This is a genomic window from Acidiphilium sp. JA12-A1, assembly GCF_000724705.2.
In the GTDB taxonomy this organism is placed as follows: Bacteria; Pseudomonadota; Alphaproteobacteria; order Acetobacterales; family Acetobacteraceae; genus Acidiphilium; species Acidiphilium multivorum.
Genome location: NZ_JFHO01000053.1, coordinates 90,767 through 109,733, shown reverse-complemented (window position 1 = coordinate 109,733; position 18,967 = coordinate 90,767). Strand labels below are relative to the sequence as shown.

The following is an 18,967-nucleotide window of genomic DNA, read 5'->3' as shown; positions in this document are numbered from 1 at the left end:
GCGCCGCCCGCCGCGCGCAGCAGGCCGGACGGTTCAGCGCTCGTAATGGTCCGCCACCAGCCGGTCGAGCAGGCGGACGCCGAAGCCGGTCGCCCCCTTCGGGCCGACGGCGCCGTCCTTGGTCGCCCAGGCCATGCCGGCGATGTCCAGATGCGCCCAGGGCACCTTGTTGACGAAGCGCTGGAGGAACTGCGCCGCGGTGATCGAGCCGCCGGCGCGGCCGCCGCCGATATTCTTCATGTCGGCGATGTCGCAGTTGATCAGCTTGTCATAGGCCTCGCCCATCGGCATGCGCCATACGCCCTCGCCGGTGATCTTCGCCGCCTCGGCGAGTTGCCCGGCCAGCGTGTCGTCGTTCGAGAACAGGCCGGCGTTCTCGTGGCCGAGCGCCACGATGATGGCCCCGGTCAGCGTCGCGAGGTCGATCATGAAGCGCGGCTGGAACCGCTCCTGCGCGTAGGCCAGCACGTCGGCCAGCACCAGCCGGCCCTCGGCGTCGGTGTTGAGCACCTCGATCGTCTGGCCGGAATAGGAGGTCACGACATCGCCCGGCCGCTGCGCGCTGCCGGAGGGCATGTTCTCGACCAGGCCGACCAGCCCGACCGCGTCGACCCGCGCCTTGCGCCCGGCGAGTGCCGCCATCAGGCCGATCACCGTGCCGGCGCCGGCCATGTCCCATTTCATGTCCTCCATCCCGGCGGCGGGCTTGAGCGAGATGCCGCCGGTATCGAAGGTCACGCCCTTGCCGATGAAGACCAGCGGATCGTGCGGGACGGCGCGCTCCTTGCGCGCGGGTTTCGCCGCCTGCTTCGCCTGTGCCTTGCGGCCGCGCGCCGGCGCCTCGGGCTCGGAGGCGCCGAGCCATTGCATGACCACCACGCGCGGCTCGTTCACGCTGCCGCGGGCGACGCCCAGCAGCGCGCCGAAGCCAAGTTTCTCAAGGTCGCGCTGGTCCATCACCTCGACCTTTACGCCGAGCGATTTCAGCGTCTTCGCGCGGTCGGCCATCTCGGCCGGGGTGAGGATGTTGGCGGGCTCGGAAACGAGATCGCGGGTCAGCTCCACGCCGGCGGCAAGGGCGGCGAGCGGGGCGAAGGCGGTGCGCGTCGCCGCCGTATCGGACGCCAGCACGGCGAGATTCGCGAGTTTCGGCTTCTGCTCCTCCTTCTGGCGGGTGCGGTAGCGGTCGAACCGGTAGCTGCGCAGCCGCGCGCCGAGGGCGGCATGGGCGAGCAGGGCGGGGTCGAGCGCGTCGGCGGCGAGCGAGGCGGACGGCTCCTTCAGCAGTGCCGCGGCGGCGGTCGCCCCGGCGCTCTCGGCGCGGTGGGGGGTGACGTCGTCGGCGGCGCCGAGGCCGACCAGCACCACGCGGTCGAGACCGGCGCCGGGCGCGATCAGGGTTGCTGTCTGCCCGCGCTTGCCGGTGAAGCGCGCCGCCGCCATCGCGCGGGTGAGCCCACCTTCGAGGGCGGCGTCCAATGCTGCTGCAACACCGTCGAGCGCCGCACCCTCGGCCAGCAGCAGGGCGAGCGCACCGCTTTCGGGCAGCGCGGGCTTTGCAAATCCGATATCGATCATGCCGTCTTGTCCCGTTTTCCGTTTCGTTTAGCGACGCAATCCAGCATGCTCGCCAATTTGGTGTTTTCCAAGCCCCGGGATATCAGGCGGGCATGAACGACAATCAACTGCTCGAACTCGCAGCCTCGCTGGCCGAGGCCGCGGGGCGCGAAATCCTTGCCGTCCGTGCCGGCGGCTTCACCGTTGACCGCAAGGCCGACGAAACCCCGGTGACGATCGCCGACACGCGCGCCGAACGGGTGATCGTCGAGGGGTTGCGCCGTGCCGTCCCCGAGATCCCGGTGGTTGCCGAGGAAGAAGTCGCCGCCGGCCGGCAGACCGATCCCGGCCGCCGCTTCTGGCTGGTCGATCCGCTCGACGGCACGCGGGAATTCGCCGAGGGGCGCGACGAGTTCGCGGTCTGCATCGGCCTTGTGGTCGATGGCCGGCCGCATCTCGGCGCGGTCGGCGCGCCGGCGCAGGGTGCCGTCTATGGCGGGATCGTGGGGCAGGGGGCCTGGCGGCAGAACGGTGCCGGCCGCCACCCGATTGCCGCCCGCATCCCGCCGGCGGAGGGGATCACCGTCTATGCATCTCGCCATTACGCGGACGATCCGCAACTCGCCGCCTATCTCGCCCGCTACAAGGTAGCGAAGCTGACGAATATCGGCTCGGCGCTGAAATTCTGCCGCCTCGCCGAGGGCGCGGCCGATTTCTATCCCCGCCTCGGCCGGACCATGGAGTGGGACACCGCGGCGCCGCAGGCGGTGCTGGAGGCGGCGGGTGGCCGCGTCGTCACCATGGCGGACGAAACCCCCCTCCGTTACGGCAAGAAGGGGTTCGAGAACCCCCACTTCCTCTGCTTCGGCCGCGCCGCCGGCTGAAGGCGTGGCTCAGGGCGCCGGCCAGAGCCAGGCCGCGCCCCGCACGCCCGAGGAATCGCCGTGCTTGTTGCGGACCACCGGCGTGTCGAACGTGTCGCTGATGATGTAGGGTTTCATCAGCCCCGGCAGGTCGGTGTAGAGATGGTCGAGATTCGACAGTCCGCCGCCCAGCACGATCACGTCCGGATCGAGGATGTTGACGATCATGGCGAGGCCGCGCGCCAGCCGGTCCGCATGGATGGCGAGGGCGCGGATGGCGCGTTCCTCGCCGGCGGCGGCGCGTGCCGGCACAGAGCCGGCATCGCGGGCGCCCGGCCCGTCCGCCTCTGCGGCCAGAGCCGGCCCGGCGATGTAAGTCTCGAGGCAGCCCGGCTTGCCGCACCAGCAGCGCCGCAACGGCATTTCCTCCATGCGTGGCCAGGGCAGCGGGGTATGGCCCCATTCGCCGGCGATGTGATGCCGCCCTTCCAGCACCTTGCCGTCGATCACGATGCCGCCGCCGCAGCCGGTGCCGATGATCACGCCGAAGACGCAATGCGCGCCCGCGCCCGCGCCGTCCGCCGCCTCGCTCATCGCGAAACAGTTCGCGTCGTTCGAGACGCGGACGGGCCGGCCGAGCTTCGCCTCGAGGTCCTTGTCGAACGGGTTGCCGTTCAGCCGCTCGGAATTGGCGTTCTTCACGAGGCCGGTGGCCGGGCTGATCGTCCCTGGAATGCCGATGCCGATGCCATGCGCCGGGCCGAGCCTGGCCTCGGCATCCTGAACGAGGCCGGCGATCGTGTCGATCGTCCGACCGTAATCCTGCGGTGTCGGAACCCGCACGCGATGCGCCAGCGAGCCGTCGGGCATCAGCGCCGCGATCTCGATTTTGGTCCCGCCCAGGTCGATGCCGATGCGATAGGTCATGATCTGTCCCGTCCATTACGTCCGGCGCCTCTATCACGCCATTGGGCCTATTGCTCAAGAGGCGGCGAGGCGTCACCATGTTCCCATGGCGGACAGACAGCTCGACGCGCGCTATCTGAAAGGGCCGATGCCGGTGCTGCGGGCGGCCCGCGAGCTGCGCTCCCTTGCCCCTGGCACGCGGCTGCGCGTGCTCGCGACAGATCCCCGCGCCGTCGTCGATTTTCGCGATTTCTGTCGCGATGCCGGCCACGCGCTGATCTCGTGGAGCGAGGTAAAGGGCGTCTTCAGCTTCACCATCCGCGCCGGCGGCGCGAAACAGGAGGCCGCCGCGAAAGAAGCGGCCCGGCACGACGCCGCCAGATAAGCAAACCCACAGGGAGACTCCGAGACAGATGCCCGTTGCCCTGATCACCCATCCCGCCTGCTTCGACCACGATACCGGCCCGCACCACCCCGAGCGCCCGGCGCGGCTGCGGGCCGTGCTGGGCGCGCTGGAAACGCCCGAATTCCAGCATCTGCTGCGCGAAGTGGCGCCGGAGGCGCCTGAATCCGCGCTGCGCGCGGTGCATCACGACGCTTATGTCGATTCGATCCTGGCGATGGCGCCAGCGGAAGGCGAACCGGTGCATCTCGATGCCGACACGCTGATGAGCCATGGCAGCCTCGCCGCGGCGCTGCGCTCGGCCGGCGGCGCCATGCGCGCGGTCGACGCGGTGATGGAGGGCTGGGCCCGCGCCGCCTTCGTTGCCACGCGGCCGCCGGGGCATCACGCCGAGCCGAATCGTGCCATGGGCTTCTGCCTGTTCGCCAATGCCGCGATCGCCGCGCATCATGCCCGCGCCCATGGTCTGAAGCGCGTTGCCGTGGTCGATTTCGATGTCCATCACGGCAACGGCACCCAGGCGATGTTCGAGACGGATGCCGACCTGTTCTATGCCTCCTCGCACCAGTATCCGTGTTATCCGGGCACCGGCCGCCCTTCCGAGCGCGGGGTTGCCGGCAATATCGTCAACGCCGCGCTGCCGCCCGGCTCGGGCTCGGCCGAGTTCCGCGCCGCCTGGCAGGACACGCTGATCCCCGCACTCGAGCGGTTCGCGCCGGAACTGCTCATCATCTCCGCCGGGTTCGATGCCCACCGGTTCGATCCGCTCGCCGAACTCAATGTCGAAACCGCCGATTTCGCCTGGCTGACCGAGGCGCTTGTGCGCGTCGCCGACCGGCATTGCGGCGGCAAGGTGGTTTCCCTGCTCGAGGGCGGCTACGATCTCGAGGCGCTCGCCGCTGGCACCGCCGCCCATGTCCGCGCCTTGATGCGGCATTGATCCGGCGCTATCGCGGGGAAAACTTGGGAGTTTCGATCATGGCCGCAGCCAAGCCGGACGCCGGCGCCCCGGAGTCGGGACCGGACATCGACAAGTTGTCCTTCGAGGATGCCCTGGCCGAGCTGGAGCGCATCGTGCGCGGGCTCGAAACCGGGCAGCAGAAGCTCGAGGACGCCATCGCCGCGTATGAGCGCGGCAGTCGTCTGAAGCAGCATTGCGAGGCGCGGCTGGCCGAGGCGGAGAGCCGCGTGCAGTCGATCGTCGCCCGCGCCGACGGCTCCCTTGCCCTGAAGGACGACCAATGACCGCCACCGAGTCCGACGCCGCTCTCGCCGCTGCCCTCAGGGACGCGGCTGCCCTGATCGAGACCGAACTCGACGTGCTGCTGCCCCTGCCCGAGGGTGAGGAGCGCCCGCTGGTCGAGGCGATGCGCTACGCCGTGCTCGGCGGCGGCAAGCGGATGCGCGGCTTCCTCGTGATCGAGACGGCACGGCTGTTTTCGGTCAACATCACCTGCGCGGTACGCGTTGCCGCCGCGGTCGAGATGCTGCACGCCTATTCGCTGGTGCATGACGACCTGCCGGCGATGGACGATGACGATCTGCGCCGCGGCAAGCCGTCCTGCCACAAGGCCTTCGACGAGGCGACCGCGATCCTGGCCGGCGATGCGCTGCAAACCCGCGCCTTCGAGGTGCTGGCCGAGCCGGACACCCATTCCGATCCCGAGGTGCGCTGCGAACTGGTGCTGGCCCTCGCGGCCGCCTCCGGCGCGCGCGGCATGGTCGGCGGCCAGATGATCGACATCGTCTCGGAAGGCCGGCAGCTCGAACCGCCGGTGATCACCCGCCTGCAGGCGCTCAAGACCGGGCGGCTGATCCAGTTCAGCGCCGAGGCCGGTGCCATTCTCGGTCGCGCGCCGGGGCCGCAGCGGCACCATATCGCCGGCTACGGGCGGGATCTCGGCGCCGCCTTCCAGATTGCCGACGACATTCTCGACGAGGAGGGCTCGGATGCCAGCCTCGGCAAGACCGCCGGCAAGGACGCTGCCCAGGGCAAGGCGACGATGGTCGCGGTGATGGGGATCGAGCGCGCGCGCACCCATGCGGCGCATCTCGCGAGCCAGGCCGCCGCCTATCTCGACAGTTTCGGCGCGAAGGCGGATCTGCTTCGCGCGCTGGCCGCCTTCACGGTCAACCGCCGGAACTGACCGGCGGACGATGCGGATCGTCATCGCCAGCCGGATCCTGAACGAGGAGGACATCGTCGAGGCCTTCGTGCGGCACAACGCGAGCTTCGCGGCGCACATGCTCTTCCTCGACAATGGCAGCACCGACCGCACGCTCGCGATCCTGCGGGCGCTGCGCGACGAGGGGCTTCCATTGTCGGTGTTCCAGGCCCGCGCCGTCGGGTTCGACGAGGCGCGGGTGAATTCATGGCTCTACGAGACCGCCGACGGGCTGCACCACCCGGATTGGGTGGCGTTTCTCGATGTCGATGAATTCATCGTCGCGGGCGAGGGCGGGCTGGGCGGCGCGCTTGCCGCGACGGTGGCGGGCGCGGCGACGGTGCCGCTCGTGCATTATTTCGACACCGTGGACGACGATCCGGCCGAACCGGTCGTCCCAAGGCGGATGCGCTGGCGCGCGCGGCAGACCCCGCCGGTGCCCAAGGTCATCGTGCGCGGCGGCTTCGGCGCGCGCTGTGCCGTGGCACCCGGCAATCATGGTGCGTCGGTCGATGGCGTCGCGCTGCCGCAAATCGGCCTGCCCGGCGCCGCACTCGCGCATTATCCCCGCCGCTCCGGCTGGCACGACCTGCAGAAATGCGGGATCGGCTGGCTCAAGGTGCTGGCGGCCGGCGCGGCTGCGCTGCAAAACCGCTATTCGGAACACTATCAAGTGCCGTTCGAGCGTTTGCGTGATGCTCCCGCGAGCCTGATCGGCGACCCGGCCTATCTCGCCCAGCCCGTGGACCCGGCGCGGATGGTGTTCGACCCGATCGACTATCGCGGTGGCGAGCTGCGCCATACGGTGCCGTCCGACCCGGCGATGCGCGCGCTCGCGGCGGCGTTGCACCATGCCGAGGCGCTGGCCCGTGCCCATGGCCGCCTGCTTGACGAGTCGGCCGAGGCGCGCGGCCTGGTCGCACGATGGAACGCGGAGCGCGAATTCCTGTTCTGACCGGAGCCGCGGCGACCGGCATGGAGGGCGGCATGGACCATGAGGCGAGGGGTGGAGCGGGGCGCCGGCGCATGGATCGCGATCGCCTTGCCGCGTTCAGCGACGGGGTGCTCGCCATCATCATCACGGTGATGGTGCTCGAGCTGAAGACGCCGTCCGGCCCCGAGCTTGCCGCGCTGTCCGCCAGCTTGCCGACGCTCGCCGGCTACGTGCTGAGCTTTCTCTATGTCGCGATCTACTGGAACAACCACCATCATCTCTTCCAGCTGGTCGAGCGGGTGAATGGCACGATTCTCTGGGCCAACATCCACCTGCTGTTCTGGCTGTCGCTGATCCCCTTCGCCACCGGCTGGCTCGGCGATTACCCCCGCGCCTCGGGCCCGGCGGCGCTCTACGGCTTCGTGCTATTGATGCCGGCGATTGCCTGGAAGATCACGCAGGCGGCGATCATCCACGCGCAGGGTCCAGACTCCCCTCTGGCGACGGTGCTTGGTCGCGACGTCAAGGGGAAGATTTCACCGCCGCTCTATCTCGCTGGCCTGGTCCTCGCCTTCGTCTCGCCCTGGATCGCCGATGGACTCTACGCTCTGGTCGCCCTGTTGTGGTGCGTGCCGGACCGTCGGATCGAAGCGTTGTTCGACGGGCGCTGAGCGCCGCTCAGCCGGCCCGCGCCCGCTCGCGCAGCACGTATTTCTGGATCTTGCCTGTCGAGGTCTTCGGCAACTCGCTGAACACGATGCGCTTCGGCGCCTTGAAATGGGCCATGTTCTGCCGGCAGAAGGCGATGATCTCCTCGGCCGTGGCCGTCATGTCCGGCCGCAGCACGACGAAGGCACACGGCACTTCGCCCCATTTCTCGTCCGGCGCGGCCACGACCGCCGCTTCCAGGACCGCCGGATGGCGATAGAGCACGGTCTCGATCTCGATGGTCGAGATGTTTTCCCCGCCGGAAATGATGATGTCCTTCGAGCGGTCCTTGAGCTCGATGTAGCCGTCGGGGTGCATCACGCCGAGATCGCCGGTCGCGAACCAGCCGCCGGCGAAGGATTTTTCCGTGGCGGCCGCATCCTTCAGGTAGCCCATCATCACGATGTTGCCGCGCAGGAACACCTCGCCCATCGTCGTCCCGTCCGCCGGCACCGGCGCGCGGGTGGCCGGATCGGCGACCATCGCCCCTTCCTCGACCGCATAGGTCACGCCCTGTCTTGCCCGCAGCGCCGCGCGCTCCGCCGCCGGGCGGCCGTTCCAGTCCTCCTGCCAGGCGCAATAGGTCACCGGGCCGTAGGTTTCGGTCAGCCCGTAGACATGGGTGAGATCGACACCGAGCCCTTCCATTGCCTCGATCACGGCGGCAGGCGGCGGCGCGCCGGCGGTCATCATCGCGACGCCGCGCCCGGCATAGACGGCACGCTGCGGTTCCGGCGCGTTGATCATCATGTTCATGATCACCGGTGCGCCGCAGAGATGTGTCACCCCATGCCGCTCCACGGCGGCGGCGATACTCGCCGCGTCGATCCGCCGCAGGCAGACATGCGTTCCCGCCAGCGCGGTGATGGTCCAGGGGAAGCACCAGCCGTTGCAGTGGAACATCGGCAGCGTCCAGAGATAGACCGGATGCTGGCGCATGTTCCAGGTGATGGCGTTGCCGAGCCCGTTCAGATAGGCGCCGCGATGATGATAGACGACGCCCTTGGGCTTGCCCGTGGTGCCCGAGGTGTAGTTGAGCGCGATGGCCGACCATTCGTCATCGGGGAAGCGCCAGTCGAAATCCGCCGTGCCGGTGGCGAGGAAATCCTCGTAATCCATTGCTCCCAACCGGGCGCCGCCTGGGCCCTCGGGATCGTCGATATCGATCACCGGAGGCGCATTGTCACTGAGCTCGGCCAGGGCCGCGGCGATCACCGGGGCGAATTCGGTGTCGCTCAGCAGGAGTTTCGCCTCGCCGTGGCGCAGGATGTAGGCGATGGTCGGCGCATCCAGCCGGGTGTTCAGCGTGTTCAGCACCGCGCCCGCCATGGCGACGCCGAAATGCGCCTCGACCATTGCCGGTATGTTGGGCGCCATGACGGCGACGACGTCGCCCGGTCCGATTCCCCGTGCCGCCAGTGCCGCGCCCAGCCGCTTGCAGCGTTCGAAGGTTTCCGCCCAGGTGCGCCGGATCGAGCCGTGAACAACCGCCGTTCGCTCCGGCCAGACTTTCGCTGTCCGCGCGAGGAAGGAGAGTGGCGACAGCGCCTGGTAGTTCGCTTCCGTCTTCTCGAGGCCGGTGATGAAATCGGTCATGGTCGTGTCCTCGGCGTGGTGTGGCGTTTCGTTGCGGACAGGATACCAGCCGCCCCATGCTACCGCCATCCCGGCGGCGCGCGACGATGTGAACGAACGCGTCGCCTTCCGCGCTGGACTTCCGCGCGCCGCGCACCAAGATCCGCACCACGCGGCAATGACGCCCGCCGAAGCTGAATTCCGAGTTCGAGGAGTCGCGTTGATGAACCGCAAGATCCTGCCCCTTGCAGCTGCCGTGGTCGCATTGCCGGCCGTGGCGCTTGCCGCCTCGCCCGCCGCCGTGCCGGCGGAAATCGTTGTTGTTCCGGTTGCGATGGCGCCGGTGCCGTTCATGGCCGCGCCGGCGATCCCGGTGGCCCTGATTCGCCAGATGAACGAGATGCAGCGCGCGATGCAGGTTCAGATGGCGGCCCTTGAGCAGCTGGCCGCCGCCCCGCTCGCCCCGACCCTGGCGATGGCCGGCCCTGCCGCCCTGCAGGGCGGCACCACCCGCATCACCATGGTCAGTTCCGGCGGTCCCAGCGGCGTGTGCAGCGAGCAGATGGAGATCATGCCCGGAAACAACGGCCGGATGCACGTCTTCGTCCGCCGCAGCGCCGGATGCACGCCTCAGGCCGCGGCCCTTCCGGGTCCCCATGAAGGGCCGAAAGCCCTTCATCCCTCGGCCCACGCGCATCTGCCGCCGAATGCCCTGCCGCCGCCCTCGAAGGTCATCGAGGCGGATTACGCCGTCCCCGGCCGGGCGCGCGCCGAAGGCTGAACCTTCAAGGTAGGATGAACCTTCAAGGTCCGGCGCTGCGCGGGCTGCCCTGCGCCGCCGGCCTTGCCGGATTGCCGGGAGCCGGATAGTAGGGATCGCCAAGGTCCGCAAACCGGCAAGGACGCACCATGGCTCCCAGCAATGAGACTTTTCTCCCGCGAGGCTCCGACCGCATCACGGAGGCTTATGCCTTCGACGATGTGCTCCTCGTTCCCGGCTATTCCTCGGTGCTCCCCGCCGCGGTCAACACCCGCACGCGGCTGACCCGCTCCATCTCGCTCAACATTCCCGTCATCTCCGCCGCGATGGACACCGTGACGGAGGCGCCGATGGCGATCGCCATGGCGCAGCAGGGCGGCATCGGCGTGGTGCACAAGAACCTCTCGATCGAGGATCAGGCGGACCAGGTGCGCCAGGTCAAGAAATTCGAGAGCGGCATGGTGGTCAACCCGCTCACCATCCACCCCGAGCAGACCCTGGCCGAGGCGCAGGCGCTGATGGCCCAGCACCGGATTTCCGGCGTTCCCGTGGTCGAGCGCGACACCAACCGCCTTGTCGGCATCCTTACCCATCGTGACGTCCGCTTCGCGACCGACCCGGCCGCCCGCGTGTATGAGCTGATGACGCGGGAAAACCTCGTCACCGCGCCGGCCAATGTCGCGCCCGAGGTCGCGCGGTCGCTGCTCCACAAGCACCGGATCGAGAAGCTGCTGGTGGTGGACGAAGACTATCGCTGCGTCGGCCTGATCACCGTGAAGGACATGGACAAGGCCGAGGCGCATCCCCTCGCCAACAAGGACGAACTCGGGCGCCTGCGCGTTGCCGCGGCGACCGGCGTCGGCGAGGACGGGGCGCGCCGCGCCGAGGCGCTGATCGCCGCGGGGGTGGATGTCGTGGTGGTGGATACCGCGCATGGCCATTCAGAGGGCGTGCTGCGCGCCGTCGCGCGCATCAAGGAGCGTTCGAACGCGGTGCAGATCGTCGCCGGCAACGTCGCGACGCCCGAGGCCGCCGCGGCGCTGATCAAGGCGGGTGCTGACGCGGTGAAGATCGGCATCGGCCCGGGCAGCATCTGCACCACCCGCGTGGTTGCCGGCGTCGGCGTGCCGCAGTTCTCGGCCGTGATGGAGACCGCCGCCGCCTGTCACGAAGCCGACGTGCCGGCGATCGCCGATGGCGGGATCCGCACCTCGGGCGACGTGGTCAAGGCGCTCGCCGCCGGGGCGGACTGCGTGATGATCGGCTCGCTCCTCGCCGGCACCGACGAGGCGCCCGGCGAGGTGTTTCTCTACCAGGGCCGGTCCTACAAGTCCTATCGCGGCATGGGCAGCCTGGGTGCGATGGCCCGCGGCTCGGCCGACCGCTATTTCCAGCAGGACATCAAGGACTCGCTGAAACTTGTGCCTGAGGGGATCGAGGGGCGCGTTGGCTACAAGGGCCCGATGGCCGGGGTGGTGCACCAGCTGGTCGGCGGGCTGCGCGCCGGCATGGGCTATACCGGTTGCGCCACCATCGCCGACCTGCAGACAAGGGCGCAATTCCGCCGCATCACCGGCGCCGGCCTCCGCGAGAGCCACGTTCATGACGTGGCGATCACCCGCGAGGCGCCGAATTACCGGCAGGACTGAGCCTTGACCCCCGCGGGCCGGCTGCAGGCGGCGATCGAGCTGCTCGGCACGATCGAGGCCGATCGCCGGCCGGCCGATGCCATCGCCAACGACTTCCTTCGCACGCGCCGCTTCATCGGCGGCGGTGACCGGCGCGAGATCGGCGAGATCGTCTGGTCGGTGCTGCGTGCCCGCCGCCGGCTCGGCTGGTGGCTGGAGCGTGTCGGCGCCGAGGCGACGCCGCGCCTGCTCATCGCCTCCCTGCGCGTGCTCACCGGCATGCCGGCGCCGCGCGTCGCCGGGCTGTTCGGCGTGATGCGGTTCGCCCCGCCGCCGCTCGACGCCGCCGAGCGGCGCGCGCTCGACCGGCTCGACACCCATACGCTCGACCATCCGTCGATGCCCGAGGCGGTGCGGCTGGAAATGCCCGATTTCGTGCTGCCTTTGCTGCGCGAGCGCTTTGGCGACAAGCTCGAGTCGGAATGCGCGGCGCTAATGCAGCCCGCGCCGCTCGATCTGCGGGTCAACCTGCTCAAGGCCACGCGCGAGGAGGCGCTCGCCGCCCTGGCCGCCGCCGGGCTGAAGGCCGAGCCAACGCGGCTCAGCCCCTGGGGCCTGCGCCTTCCTGGCCGTCAGAACATCACTGTTGCGGCACCGTTTCGCGACGGGCTCGTGGAAATCCAGGACGAGGGCAGCCAGCTCGTCGCCCTGCTCGCCGGGGCGCAGCCGGGCATGCGCGTCGCCGATTACTGCGCTGGCGCTGGCGGCAAGACGCTGGCTCTGGCGATGACGATGGCCAACAAGGGCCACATCATTGCCTGCGACGTGTCCGCGCCGCGGCTCGATGGGGCGATCCGCCGCCTGCGCCGCGCCGGTGTGCACAATGCCGAGCGACACCTGCTCGAATCCGGCGACAAATGGGTGAAGCGGCAGGAGAAGAAATTCGACCGCGTGCTGGTCGACGCCCCCTGCACCGGCGCCGGCACCTGGCGCCGCAACCCCGATGCACGGCTGAAGCTGACCGAGACAGATCTCGCCGAACTCACCGCCAAGCAGGCGGCGATCCTGGATGCCGCGCAACGCCTGGTCAAACCCGGCGGCCGGCTGGTTTATGCCACCTGCTCGGTGCTGCGCCCGGAAAACGAGGCGCAGATCGAGAGTTTTCTCGCGCGGCATTCCGATTTCGCGATCGTCCCCGTCGCCGACGGCCTGCCGGCCTATCTGCATGGGGACATGCTGCGCCTGTCCCCCGCGCGCGACGGCACCGACGGGTTCTTCGCCTGCCGGATGGAGCGGCGCGGATGATCGCCATCCGCCGCGCCCGCACCGCGGATGCGCCGGGCATCGGCGCCGTCCATGTCGCGAGCTGGCGCAGCGCCTATGCGGGCGTTTTACCGGAGCCGGTGCTCACCGGTCTCTCGGCGCCGGATCAGGCCGGCTATTACGACCGGGTGATCCGCAGCGGGGCGGTGGTGCATGTTGCGGTCGCTTCCGGCACCGATCTTTCCTCCGCCGTGGGCCGCGGCGAGGTCGTCGGCTTCGTCACCGGCCGCCGCCGCCGCCGCGCTCTCGCCGATGCCGAGATCGAAACGCTCTACGTCCTCGATGATTATCGCGAGCGTGGGCTCGGACGCGAGCTCCTCTCGGCTGCGATGGCCCATCTCGCCGGACGTGGCTGCGCCTCCGCGGTCCTCTGGGTGCTGGCGGACAATCCCGCCCGCTGGTTCTATGAGCGCATGGGCGGGCGCCGCGTTGCCGAAGGCAGCGTCGAGGTCGGCGGCGTCGACGTGCCGCAGATCGCCTATCGCTGGGACGGCATCGAGCGTTTCATCTGACGTCAGGTCTTCGCTCGCGGATGCGCCGCCTGCCAGACCGCCATCAACCGGTCGGCATCCACCGCTGTATAGCGCTGCGTGGTGGAGAGGCTGGCGTGGCCGAGCAGTTCCTGGATCGCCCTGAGGTCGGCGCCATTGGCCAGCAGATGTGTCGCGAAGGAATGCCGGAGCGCGTGCGGCGTGGCGTGTTCGGGAAGGCCGTTGAGCCGGCGGAAATCCCGCAGCCGCCGCTGGACCACGCCGGGATTGAGCCGCGCCCCGCGCGCACCGAGAAAGAGCGGCGCGTCCGGCGTGGGGGCGGGGTGGTGCCGCAGCCAGGAAGCGATCTCCCGTCGCAGCACCGGCAGCAGCGGCACGATCCGTTGCCGCCCGCCCTTGCCGCGCACCGAAAGCGGCGCGCCCTCCGGCGGCAGATCGCCGATATCGAGCCCGAGCGCCTCGTGTATCCGCAGCCCGGCGCCGTAGAGCAGCGCCATCAGCGCGGTGTCGCGCGCCGCGAGCGCCGGGCTCGCCGCATCGTCGCCCAGGCTGTCCACCACGGCGGCGGCGTCCGGCGCGGTCAGCGCGCGGGGGAGGGGGCGGCGCGATTTCGGCGTGCGCAGCAGCCCCGGCGCCTCGTTGATCATGCCGTGACGCTGCCGCAGCCAGCGGAAAAAGCTGCGCACCGCGGAAAGTTTCTTCGCCCGTGTTGCGTTGCCGACGCCATCGCTCGCCGCCTTCGCCAGCCAGGCCCGGAAATCGGCGAGACTCAGCGCCGCGAGATCGGCGCCGGTTGGCTCGGCGCCGATATGCCGGGTGACGAAGCCGAGAAATTCCGCGAGATCGGCACCATAGGTCGACACCGTCAGCGCCGCGGCTCGCCGCTCCCCGACGAGAAAGTCGAGAAATTCGACCCGCAGCGCCTGGGCGTCAGTTGCCGGGCCGCTTGGTCGCGAGCCCGACATTGACGATCCCGGATTTGCGCACGGTGTCCATCACCTGCATCAACCGCTGGTAGCGGATATCCTTGTCCCCGGCGATGACGACATCGACCTTCCTTTTCGCGGCCACGACCTGGCCGAGATAGGTCTGCAGCCCCGCCAGCGTGACCACCTGGTTCTTCACGTGCAGTTTGCCGGCGGCGTCGATCATCACCACCACCTGGGCCGGTTTCATCTCCTTCGCCGTCTGCGCGCCCGGCAGCTTCAGCGCGACGCCGGAATCGGGGATCATCTTGAGCACGATCATCACGAAGAACACGAGCAGGAACATCATGATGTCGATCATCGGCACGATTTCCAGCCGGGGGCGTTCGCGCTCCAGATGATCGCGTCTGCGGCGCATCGCTCAGACCCTGGCCATGCTGGCAGCGCGCCGCTTGGGCGGATCCTCCACCGCGTCGTCGCCGGCCAGCCCGCGCCCGTGCAGACGGTTGATCAGCACCACCTTGATGAGTTCGAGCTGCAGGACGATCCGGCGGCTGAGATTGTTGAAATAATTGACCAGATAGACGGCGATGATCGCGATCAGCAGGCCCGCGCCGGTCGAGACCAGCGCATCGGCGATCCCGCCTGTCACCTTCGCCGGCCCTCCGTTGCTCGACAGCACGTCGAAGGCCTGGATCATGCCGATGATCGTGCCGAACAGCCCGAGCAACGGCGCGATCGTCACCGCGGTATCGAGAATCCACAGGCCCCGGGTGATCCGCGGCATGGCGTCCATGATCTCTTCCTCGAGGTGATTGTCGAGTTCGTCGGCGTTTTCCCCGCGCGAGGCCAGCGCGGTTGCGATCAGGTGGCCCTGCAGCGTGGCGCCGTTCGTCTCGGCGAGCTGGCGCAGCCCGGCCGGATTGCCATAACCCACGGCGCGCAGCGCGGCATGGATGCGCCGCCCGGCGCCGAGCGTGCGCTTGAGCAGCCAGAACCGTTCGAGCCCGACGACGAGTGTCACCAGCAGCAGAACCGGCATCACCGCCAGCAGACCACCCGTCATCATGACGAGGCGGACGATTTCATTCATGAGCTAAGCTCCTCGGTGTGTTCGGGCCCGCGCCAGCGCGCGGACGCGCCGGCAGCGATCAGTTCCTTCGTATAGTCGGATTTCGCACCGGCAAGTAAATCCCCCGCGACCCCGGCCTCGATGACGTGGCCTTCCCGCAGCACGAGCAGGCGGTCGGCCATGTGGAACACCGTCGCGATATCGTGGCTGATCAGGATGTAGGAGAGCCCCTCATCACTTGCGAGGTCTTTCAGCAGGTTGAGCAGCAGCGCCTGGGTCGACACATCGAGGCTCGACGTCGGTTCATCAAGCACGATGACGTCCGGCGCCGCCGCCAGCGCGCGGGCGATCGCCACGCGCTGGGCCTCGCCGCCCGAGACCTGGCCGGGCAACAGGTCGAACAGGCGCGCGCCGAGCCCGACCCGGTCGAGCAACGCCGCGGCCTGCGCGCGTCTCTCGTGCTTGCGGACGCCAGCGAGGCGCAGCGGCTCGGCCACGATGTCGCCGATCCGCATACGCGGGTTCATCGACTCGCGCGGATCCTGGAATACCGCCTGGATGCGCCGCCTTGCCGCGGCAAGCGCCTTGCCGCGCATCCTCTCGAGGTCGGCACCGCCGAGCCGCACCGTGCCTTCATGCGCCAGCATCTGCAGCACCGCGCGGCCGAGGCTCGACTTGCCCGATCCGCTCTCGCCAACCACGCCGAGGCATTCGCCCCGCCGCAGCGTAAAGGAAACCGGGGCGAGGGCGAGAAGTGACGGTGGACGCCGGAAAGCGAAGTCCGATCGGCAGCGGTCATATTCGACGCGCAGTTCCGAAACCTCCAGAACCGGCTCGCCTGCCGCCTCCACCGGCCGGGCAACACGCGTCGGGTTCCGTTCCGGCACCGGCGACGGCTCACGGCCGCGACGGCAGGCGAAGGCGGTCCCGCCCAGCGTATCCGTCGCGGGAAACCCTGCCTCGCAGGCGGCCTCGCGCAGGATACAGCGCGGAGCGAACCGGCAACCCGGCGGAAATGCCGCCGGATCGGGCAGGGTGCCAGGAATGGTGACCAGCCGCGCCTGCTCAGGCCCCGGTACCGCACCGAGCAGGGCGCGTGTGTAGGGGTGGCGCGGCGTCGCGAACAGGTCGGCGGCGCGGCCCCATTCCACCGCCCGCCCGGCATAGAGCACGGTCACCCGCGCTGCATGCGCCTCGACGATCGAGAGATCGTGCGTGATGAACAGCACGCCCATGCCCCGCTCCCGGCACAGTCGCGTGATCAGCGCCAGGATCTGCCGTGCGACCAGCGCATCAAGCCCGGTGGTCGGCTCGTCGGCGATCAGGAGCCTCGGACCACAGGCCAGCGCCATCGCGATCATCACCCGCTGCCGCATCCCGCCCGAGAACTGGTGCGGGAAATCGTCCAGCCGCTCGGCGCCGCGCGGAATCCCGACCTCGTCGAAGAGCGCCCGCGCCTGCGCCCGCGCGGCATCCGGCCCGGCGCCGGTATGAAGGCGGTAGACTTCCTCGACCTGCCTGCCCACCCGCATCGCCGGGTTGAGGGCGGCGAGCGGATTCTGGAACACCATCCCGATCTCGCCGCCGCGCACCCGCCGCATTTTTTCCCGCGGAAGTGTCAGCAGATCGGTGCCGGCCAGCAGGACCCGCCCGGTAGCTTCCGCCCGGCGCGGCAGCAGGCCGATCATGCCGAGTGCGGCGATCGTCTTGCCCGAGCCGCTCTCGCCGACCAGCGCGGTCATTTCGCCCGCCGCGACCGAGAGGCTCAGTCCCTCCAGCAGCGCGAGGCGGGTGCCGTCGCGCCGGCGCAGCGTGACCGAAAGCCGGTCGAGGTCCAGCACGGGGCTCACCGCCCGGTGTCCTGCCGCGCGAGCAGCCCCTGGCCAATCAGGTTGGTGGCGAGGATCGAGAGAAGGATCATCAGTCCCGGCGGCAGGATCATCCACCATGGATCGAGCGCGATCAGGTTCAGTCCGGATTCCAGCAGTCCGCCCCAGCTTGCCATCGGCGGCTGCACGCCGAGACCGAGAAAGCTGAGGCCCGAGAGCGCGAGGATCTGGTCGCCCACCAGAAACGTGCCGTTCACGGCGAGGATCGGCGCGATCACCCGCAGGATGTGCACCCGCGCGATGTAGGCGGAACCGCCGCCGAACTGCCGGGCCGCAAGGATGAAATCGCGCCCGCGCTGCGCGATCGCCTCGTTGCGCACGAGCCGCGCGAGCCCCGGCCATGCCGTGAGGCCCAGCAGCAGGATCAGCGTGAAGGTGCCCGGCGTGAACAGGGCGGCGAAGAAGATCAGGATCACGAGGCCCGGCAGCGCCAGCACGGCGTCGAGCAGGCGCATCAGCGTGGCATCCAGCCAGCGCGGACCGAGGGCGGCCGCCAGCCCGTAGGCGATGCCGAGGAGAAACCCGAGCATCGACGCCGGCAGTGCGACGATCAGCGTCGCCCGCCCGCCCGCGATCAGCCGCGCCAGCAGGTCGCGGCCGATCTGGTCGGTGCCGAGCGGGAATGCGCGCGTCGGCGCCATCAGCGTGTGGTGGCCGTGGATCGCATAGGGGCTGGCGTGCCAGGCGAGGCCGCCAAACAGGCTGAAGCCGCAGATCGCGAGCGCGAGCGCCGCGCCGCCCGCGAGTGTCCCACGGGCACCGACCCATGCGGCCAGCCGCGCCGAAACCGGGCGGGGCAGGGCGCCCTTCGTTGCGCTCATTCGAAGCGCTCCCGCGGATCGAGCCAGCCATTGACCAGGTCGGCGAGCAGGTTGCCGATCACCGTCAGCACGCCGATCAGCAACACGATCGCGGAAATCACCGGATAATCCTGCGACAATGCCGATCGCCACAGCAGGAAGCCGAGCCCCGGATAGTCGAACACGGTCTCGACCAGCACCGAGCCCGCGAAGATGTAGGGAAAGGACAGGCCGAGAATCGTTACCAGCGGTCGCAGCGCGTTGCGCAAGACGTGCCGGCGCAGCACGGCGCCAAACCCGAGCCCCTTGGCCAGTGCCGTGCGCACGTAGTCCTTGCCGAGTTCCTCATGCACCGCCGCGCCGAAATAGCGCGACAGCCCGGCGGTTCCCAGCAGCCCGACGGTGACCACCGGCAGGATCAGATGTCGGGCGTAATCGGCCACTCCCGGTGCGGCGTGCCGGATATCGGCAATGCCGCCTGCCGGCAGCCAGCGCCATTTCACCGCGACATAGAGGATCAGGATCGTGCCGGCGAAGAACACCGGCATGGCGTAGAGAACGAGCTGCGCCGCACCGATCAGCCGCGCCGGCCACTGGCCCCAGAAGGCCCCCTGCACCAACCCGATGGCGATCGAAAGCAGCACCGAAAGGGTGATGGCGCCGAGATAGAGGGCGAGGGTGTTCGCCGCGTATGCCGCGATCAGGCCGGCCACCGGCCGGTTCAGCAGATAGGAATAGCCGAGCCGCCCTTCGAGAAGATGCGCCCACCAGACCAGATACTGCCTCCACAACGGCGCCGAGAGGCCGAGCCGGACATTGAGCTGGCGCACCGCCTCCGGCGTCGCCTTCTGGCCGAGGATGGAATAGGCCGGGCCGCCGGGCGTCGCATGCACCATGAAGAACACGATCGTCACCAGCAGCACGAGCGTCAGCGCCGAAGCGGCGAGGCGCGAAAGGATCACCCGCC

General features: G+C 69.4%; 20 protein-coding genes. 11 read left to right on the top strand and 9 right to left on the bottom strand.

Annotated features, from left to right (window positions below; translation table 11 throughout):
• Positions 1-33: 33 nt before the first annotated feature.
• Entirely contained in the window at positions 34-1,578 is a 1,545-nt protein-coding gene (locus RT91_RS10580; protein WP_011942073.1) for a leucyl aminopeptidase, read from the bottom strand.
• A 92-nt stretch (positions 1,579-1,670) separates the two neighbouring features.
• Here RT91_RS10580 and cysQ point away from each other — a divergent pair, with 92 nt between their 5' ends.
• The gene (gene cysQ / locus RT91_RS10575; RefSeq protein ID WP_035187163.1) at positions 1,671-2,441 is read left to right on the top strand and encodes a 3'(2'),5'-bisphosphate nucleotidase CysQ; all 771 of its coding nucleotides are present in this window, start codon (positions 1,671-1,673) and stop codon (positions 2,439-2,441) included.
• A gap of 9 nt (positions 2,442-2,450) precedes the next feature.
• Here cysQ and RT91_RS10570 read toward each other — a convergent pair whose 3' ends face one another.
• Positions 2,451-3,347, bottom strand: a complete 897-nt coding sequence (locus RT91_RS10570) for an ROK family protein (protein ID WP_011942071.1) — start codon at positions 3,345-3,347, stop codon at positions 2,451-2,453.
• Between the two features lie 85 nt (positions 3,348-3,432).
• Between RT91_RS10570 and RT91_RS10565 the strand changes: the two genes are divergently transcribed.
• The 6 genes from RT91_RS10565 to RT91_RS10540 all read left to right on the top strand — a co-directional run bounded on the left by RT91_RS10565 (position 3,433) and on the right by RT91_RS10540 (position 7,499).
• The gene (locus RT91_RS10565; protein WP_011942070.1) at positions 3,433-3,711 is read left to right on the top strand and encodes a sulfurtransferase TusA family protein; all 279 of its coding nucleotides are present in this window, start codon (positions 3,433-3,435) and stop codon (positions 3,709-3,711) included.
• Between the two features lie 28 nt (positions 3,712-3,739).
• Positions 3,740-4,669: a histone deacetylase family protein gene (locus tag RT91_RS10560; protein ID WP_013639561.1), complete on the top strand. Its 930-nt coding sequence runs from the start codon at positions 3,740-3,742 to the stop codon at positions 4,667-4,669.
• A 38-nt stretch (positions 4,670-4,707) separates the two neighbouring features.
• On the top strand, positions 4,708-4,974 hold the full coding sequence (locus RT91_RS10555) for an exodeoxyribonuclease VII small subunit (protein WP_011942068.1): 267 nt from the start codon (positions 4,708-4,710) through the stop codon (positions 4,972-4,974).
• Positions 4,971-5,876, top strand: coding sequence for a polyprenyl synthetase family protein (locus RT91_RS10550; protein WP_007421467.1), 906 nt, complete (start codon positions 4,971-4,973; stop codon positions 5,874-5,876). The genes RT91_RS10555 and RT91_RS10550 overlap by 4 nt, the downstream gene beginning before the upstream one ends.
• Before the next feature lie 10 nt (positions 5,877-5,886).
• Positions 5,887-6,849: a glycosyltransferase family 2 protein gene (locus tag RT91_RS10545; protein ID WP_035187162.1), complete on the top strand. Its 963-nt coding sequence runs from the start codon at positions 5,887-5,889 to the stop codon at positions 6,847-6,849.
• A 71-nt stretch (positions 6,850-6,920) separates the two neighbouring features.
• The gene (locus tag RT91_RS10540; protein WP_240314262.1) at positions 6,921-7,499 is read left to right on the top strand and encodes a TMEM175 family protein; all 579 of its coding nucleotides are present in this window, start codon (positions 6,921-6,923) and stop codon (positions 7,497-7,499) included.
• A gap of 7 nt (positions 7,500-7,506) precedes the next feature.
• Here RT91_RS10540 and RT91_RS10535 read toward each other — a convergent pair whose 3' ends face one another.
• On the bottom strand, positions 7,507-9,132 hold the full coding sequence (locus RT91_RS10535; protein WP_035187161.1) for an acyl-CoA synthetase: 1,626 nt from the start codon (positions 9,130-9,132) through the stop codon (positions 7,507-7,509).
• Positions 9,133-9,334: 202 nt separating this feature from the next.
• Here RT91_RS10535 and RT91_RS10530 point away from each other — a divergent pair, with 202 nt between their 5' ends.
• The 4 genes from RT91_RS10530 to RT91_RS10515 all read left to right on the top strand — a co-directional run bounded on the left by RT91_RS10530 (position 9,335) and on the right by RT91_RS10515 (position 13,334).
• Positions 9,335-9,892, top strand: coding sequence for a hypothetical protein (locus RT91_RS10530; protein ID WP_039889184.1), 558 nt, complete (start codon positions 9,335-9,337; stop codon positions 9,890-9,892).
• A gap of 128 nt (positions 9,893-10,020) precedes the next feature.
• The gene (gene guaB / locus RT91_RS10525) at positions 10,021-11,520 is read left to right on the top strand and encodes an IMP dehydrogenase (RefSeq protein ID WP_011942064.1); all 1,500 of its coding nucleotides are present in this window, start codon (positions 10,021-10,023) and stop codon (positions 11,518-11,520) included.
• A gap of 3 nt (positions 11,521-11,523) precedes the next feature.
• Positions 11,524-12,804: an RsmB/NOP family class I SAM-dependent RNA methyltransferase gene (locus RT91_RS10520; RefSeq protein ID WP_035187158.1), complete on the top strand. Its 1,281-nt coding sequence runs from the start codon at positions 11,524-11,526 to the stop codon at positions 12,802-12,804.
• Positions 12,801-13,334 carry a GNAT family N-acetyltransferase gene (locus RT91_RS10515; protein ID WP_007424781.1) on the top strand — a complete coding sequence of 178 codons (534 nt, stop codon included), beginning with the start codon at positions 12,801-12,803 and terminating at the stop codon, positions 13,332-13,334. The genes RT91_RS10520 and RT91_RS10515 overlap by 4 nt, the downstream gene beginning before the upstream one ends.
• A 2-nt stretch (positions 13,335-13,336) precedes the next feature.
• Here the strand turns inward: RT91_RS10515 and RT91_RS10510 are convergent, their stop codons facing one another.
• The 6 genes from RT91_RS10510 to RT91_RS10485 are packed head-to-tail and all read right to left on the bottom strand — an operon-like array spanning position 13,337 to position 18,962.
• The gene (locus RT91_RS10510; protein WP_035187157.1) at positions 13,337-14,278 is read right to left on the bottom strand and encodes a tyrosine recombinase XerC; all 942 of its coding nucleotides are present in this window, start codon (positions 14,276-14,278) and stop codon (positions 13,337-13,339) included.
• The gene (locus RT91_RS10505; RefSeq protein WP_035187156.1) at positions 14,244-14,657 is read right to left on the bottom strand and encodes a biopolymer transporter ExbD; all 414 of its coding nucleotides are present in this window, start codon (positions 14,655-14,657) and stop codon (positions 14,244-14,246) included. The genes RT91_RS10510 and RT91_RS10505 overlap by 35 nt, the downstream gene beginning before the upstream one ends.
• Before the next feature lie 3 nt (positions 14,658-14,660).
• The gene (locus tag RT91_RS10500; RefSeq protein WP_007424784.1) at positions 14,661-15,332 is read right to left on the bottom strand and encodes a MotA/TolQ/ExbB proton channel family protein; all 672 of its coding nucleotides are present in this window, start codon (positions 15,330-15,332) and stop codon (positions 14,661-14,663) included.
• Positions 15,329-17,161, bottom strand: a complete 1,833-nt coding sequence (locus RT91_RS10495) for an ABC transporter ATP-binding protein (protein ID WP_240314261.1) — start codon at positions 17,159-17,161, stop codon at positions 15,329-15,331. Before RT91_RS10495 ends, RT91_RS10500 begins: the two co-directional genes overlap by 4 nt.
• Positions 17,158-18,021: an ABC transporter permease gene (locus RT91_RS10490; RefSeq protein WP_013639572.1), complete on the bottom strand. Its 864-nt coding sequence runs from the start codon at positions 18,019-18,021 to the stop codon at positions 17,158-17,160. The genes RT91_RS10495 and RT91_RS10490 overlap by 4 nt, the downstream gene beginning before the upstream one ends.
• Positions 18,018-18,962 (bottom strand): ABC transporter permease, encoded by a 945-nt coding sequence (locus tag RT91_RS10485; protein WP_011942059.1) that lies wholly within the window; start codon positions 18,960-18,962, stop codon positions 18,018-18,020. Before RT91_RS10485 ends, RT91_RS10490 begins: the two co-directional genes overlap by 4 nt.
• Positions 18,963-18,967 lie beyond the last annotated feature (5 nt).

Excerpts from the sequence above, each read along its gene's own strand:
- RT91_RS10580 (WP_011942073.1), bottom strand. The coding sequence starts at position 1,578 with ATGATCGATATCGGATTTGCAAAGCCCGCGCTGCCCGAAAGCGGTGCG.
- cysQ (WP_035187163.1), top strand. The coding sequence starts at position 1,671 with ATGAACGACAATCAACTGCTCGAACTCGCAGCCTCGCTGGCCGAGGCC.
- RT91_RS10570 (WP_011942071.1), bottom strand. The coding sequence starts at position 3,347 with ATGACCTATCGCATCGGCATCGACCTGGGCGGGACCAAAATCGAGATC.
- RT91_RS10565 (WP_011942070.1), top strand. The coding sequence starts at position 3,433 with ATGGCGGACAGACAGCTCGACGCGCGCTATCTGAAAGGGCCGATGCCG.
- RT91_RS10560 (WP_013639561.1), top strand. The coding sequence starts at position 3,740 with ATGCCCGTTGCCCTGATCACCCATCCCGCCTGCTTCGACCACGATACC.
- RT91_RS10555 (WP_011942068.1), top strand. The coding sequence starts at position 4,708 with ATGGCCGCAGCCAAGCCGGACGCCGGCGCCCCGGAGTCGGGACCGGAC.
- RT91_RS10550 (WP_007421467.1), top strand. The coding sequence starts at position 4,971 with ATGACCGCCACCGAGTCCGACGCCGCTCTCGCCGCTGCCCTCAGGGAC.
- RT91_RS10545 (WP_035187162.1), top strand. The coding sequence starts at position 5,887 with ATGCGGATCGTCATCGCCAGCCGGATCCTGAACGAGGAGGACATCGTC.
- RT91_RS10540 (WP_240314262.1), top strand. The coding sequence starts at position 6,921 with ATGGATCGCGATCGCCTTGCCGCGTTCAGCGACGGGGTGCTCGCCATC.
- RT91_RS10535 (WP_035187161.1), bottom strand. The coding sequence starts at position 9,132 with ATGACCGATTTCATCACCGGCCTCGAGAAGACGGAAGCGAACTACCAG.
- RT91_RS10530 (WP_039889184.1), top strand. The coding sequence starts at position 9,335 with ATGAACCGCAAGATCCTGCCCCTTGCAGCTGCCGTGGTCGCATTGCCG.
- guaB (WP_011942064.1), top strand. The coding sequence starts at position 10,021 with ATGGCTCCCAGCAATGAGACTTTTCTCCCGCGAGGCTCCGACCGCATC.
- RT91_RS10515 (WP_007424781.1), top strand. The coding sequence starts at position 12,801 with ATGATCGCCATCCGCCGCGCCCGCACCGCGGATGCGCCGGGCATCGGC.
- RT91_RS10510 (WP_035187157.1), bottom strand. The coding sequence starts at position 14,278 with ATGTCGGGCTCGCGACCAAGCGGCCCGGCAACTGACGCCCAGGCGCTG.
- RT91_RS10505 (WP_035187156.1), bottom strand. The coding sequence starts at position 14,657 with ATGCGCCGCAGACGCGATCATCTGGAGCGCGAACGCCCCCGGCTGGAA.
- RT91_RS10500 (WP_007424784.1), bottom strand. The coding sequence starts at position 15,332 with ATGAATGAAATCGTCCGCCTCGTCATGATGACGGGTGGTCTGCTGGCG.
- RT91_RS10490 (WP_013639572.1), bottom strand. The coding sequence starts at position 18,021 with ATGAGCGCAACGAAGGGCGCCCTGCCCCGCCCGGTTTCGGCGCGGCTG.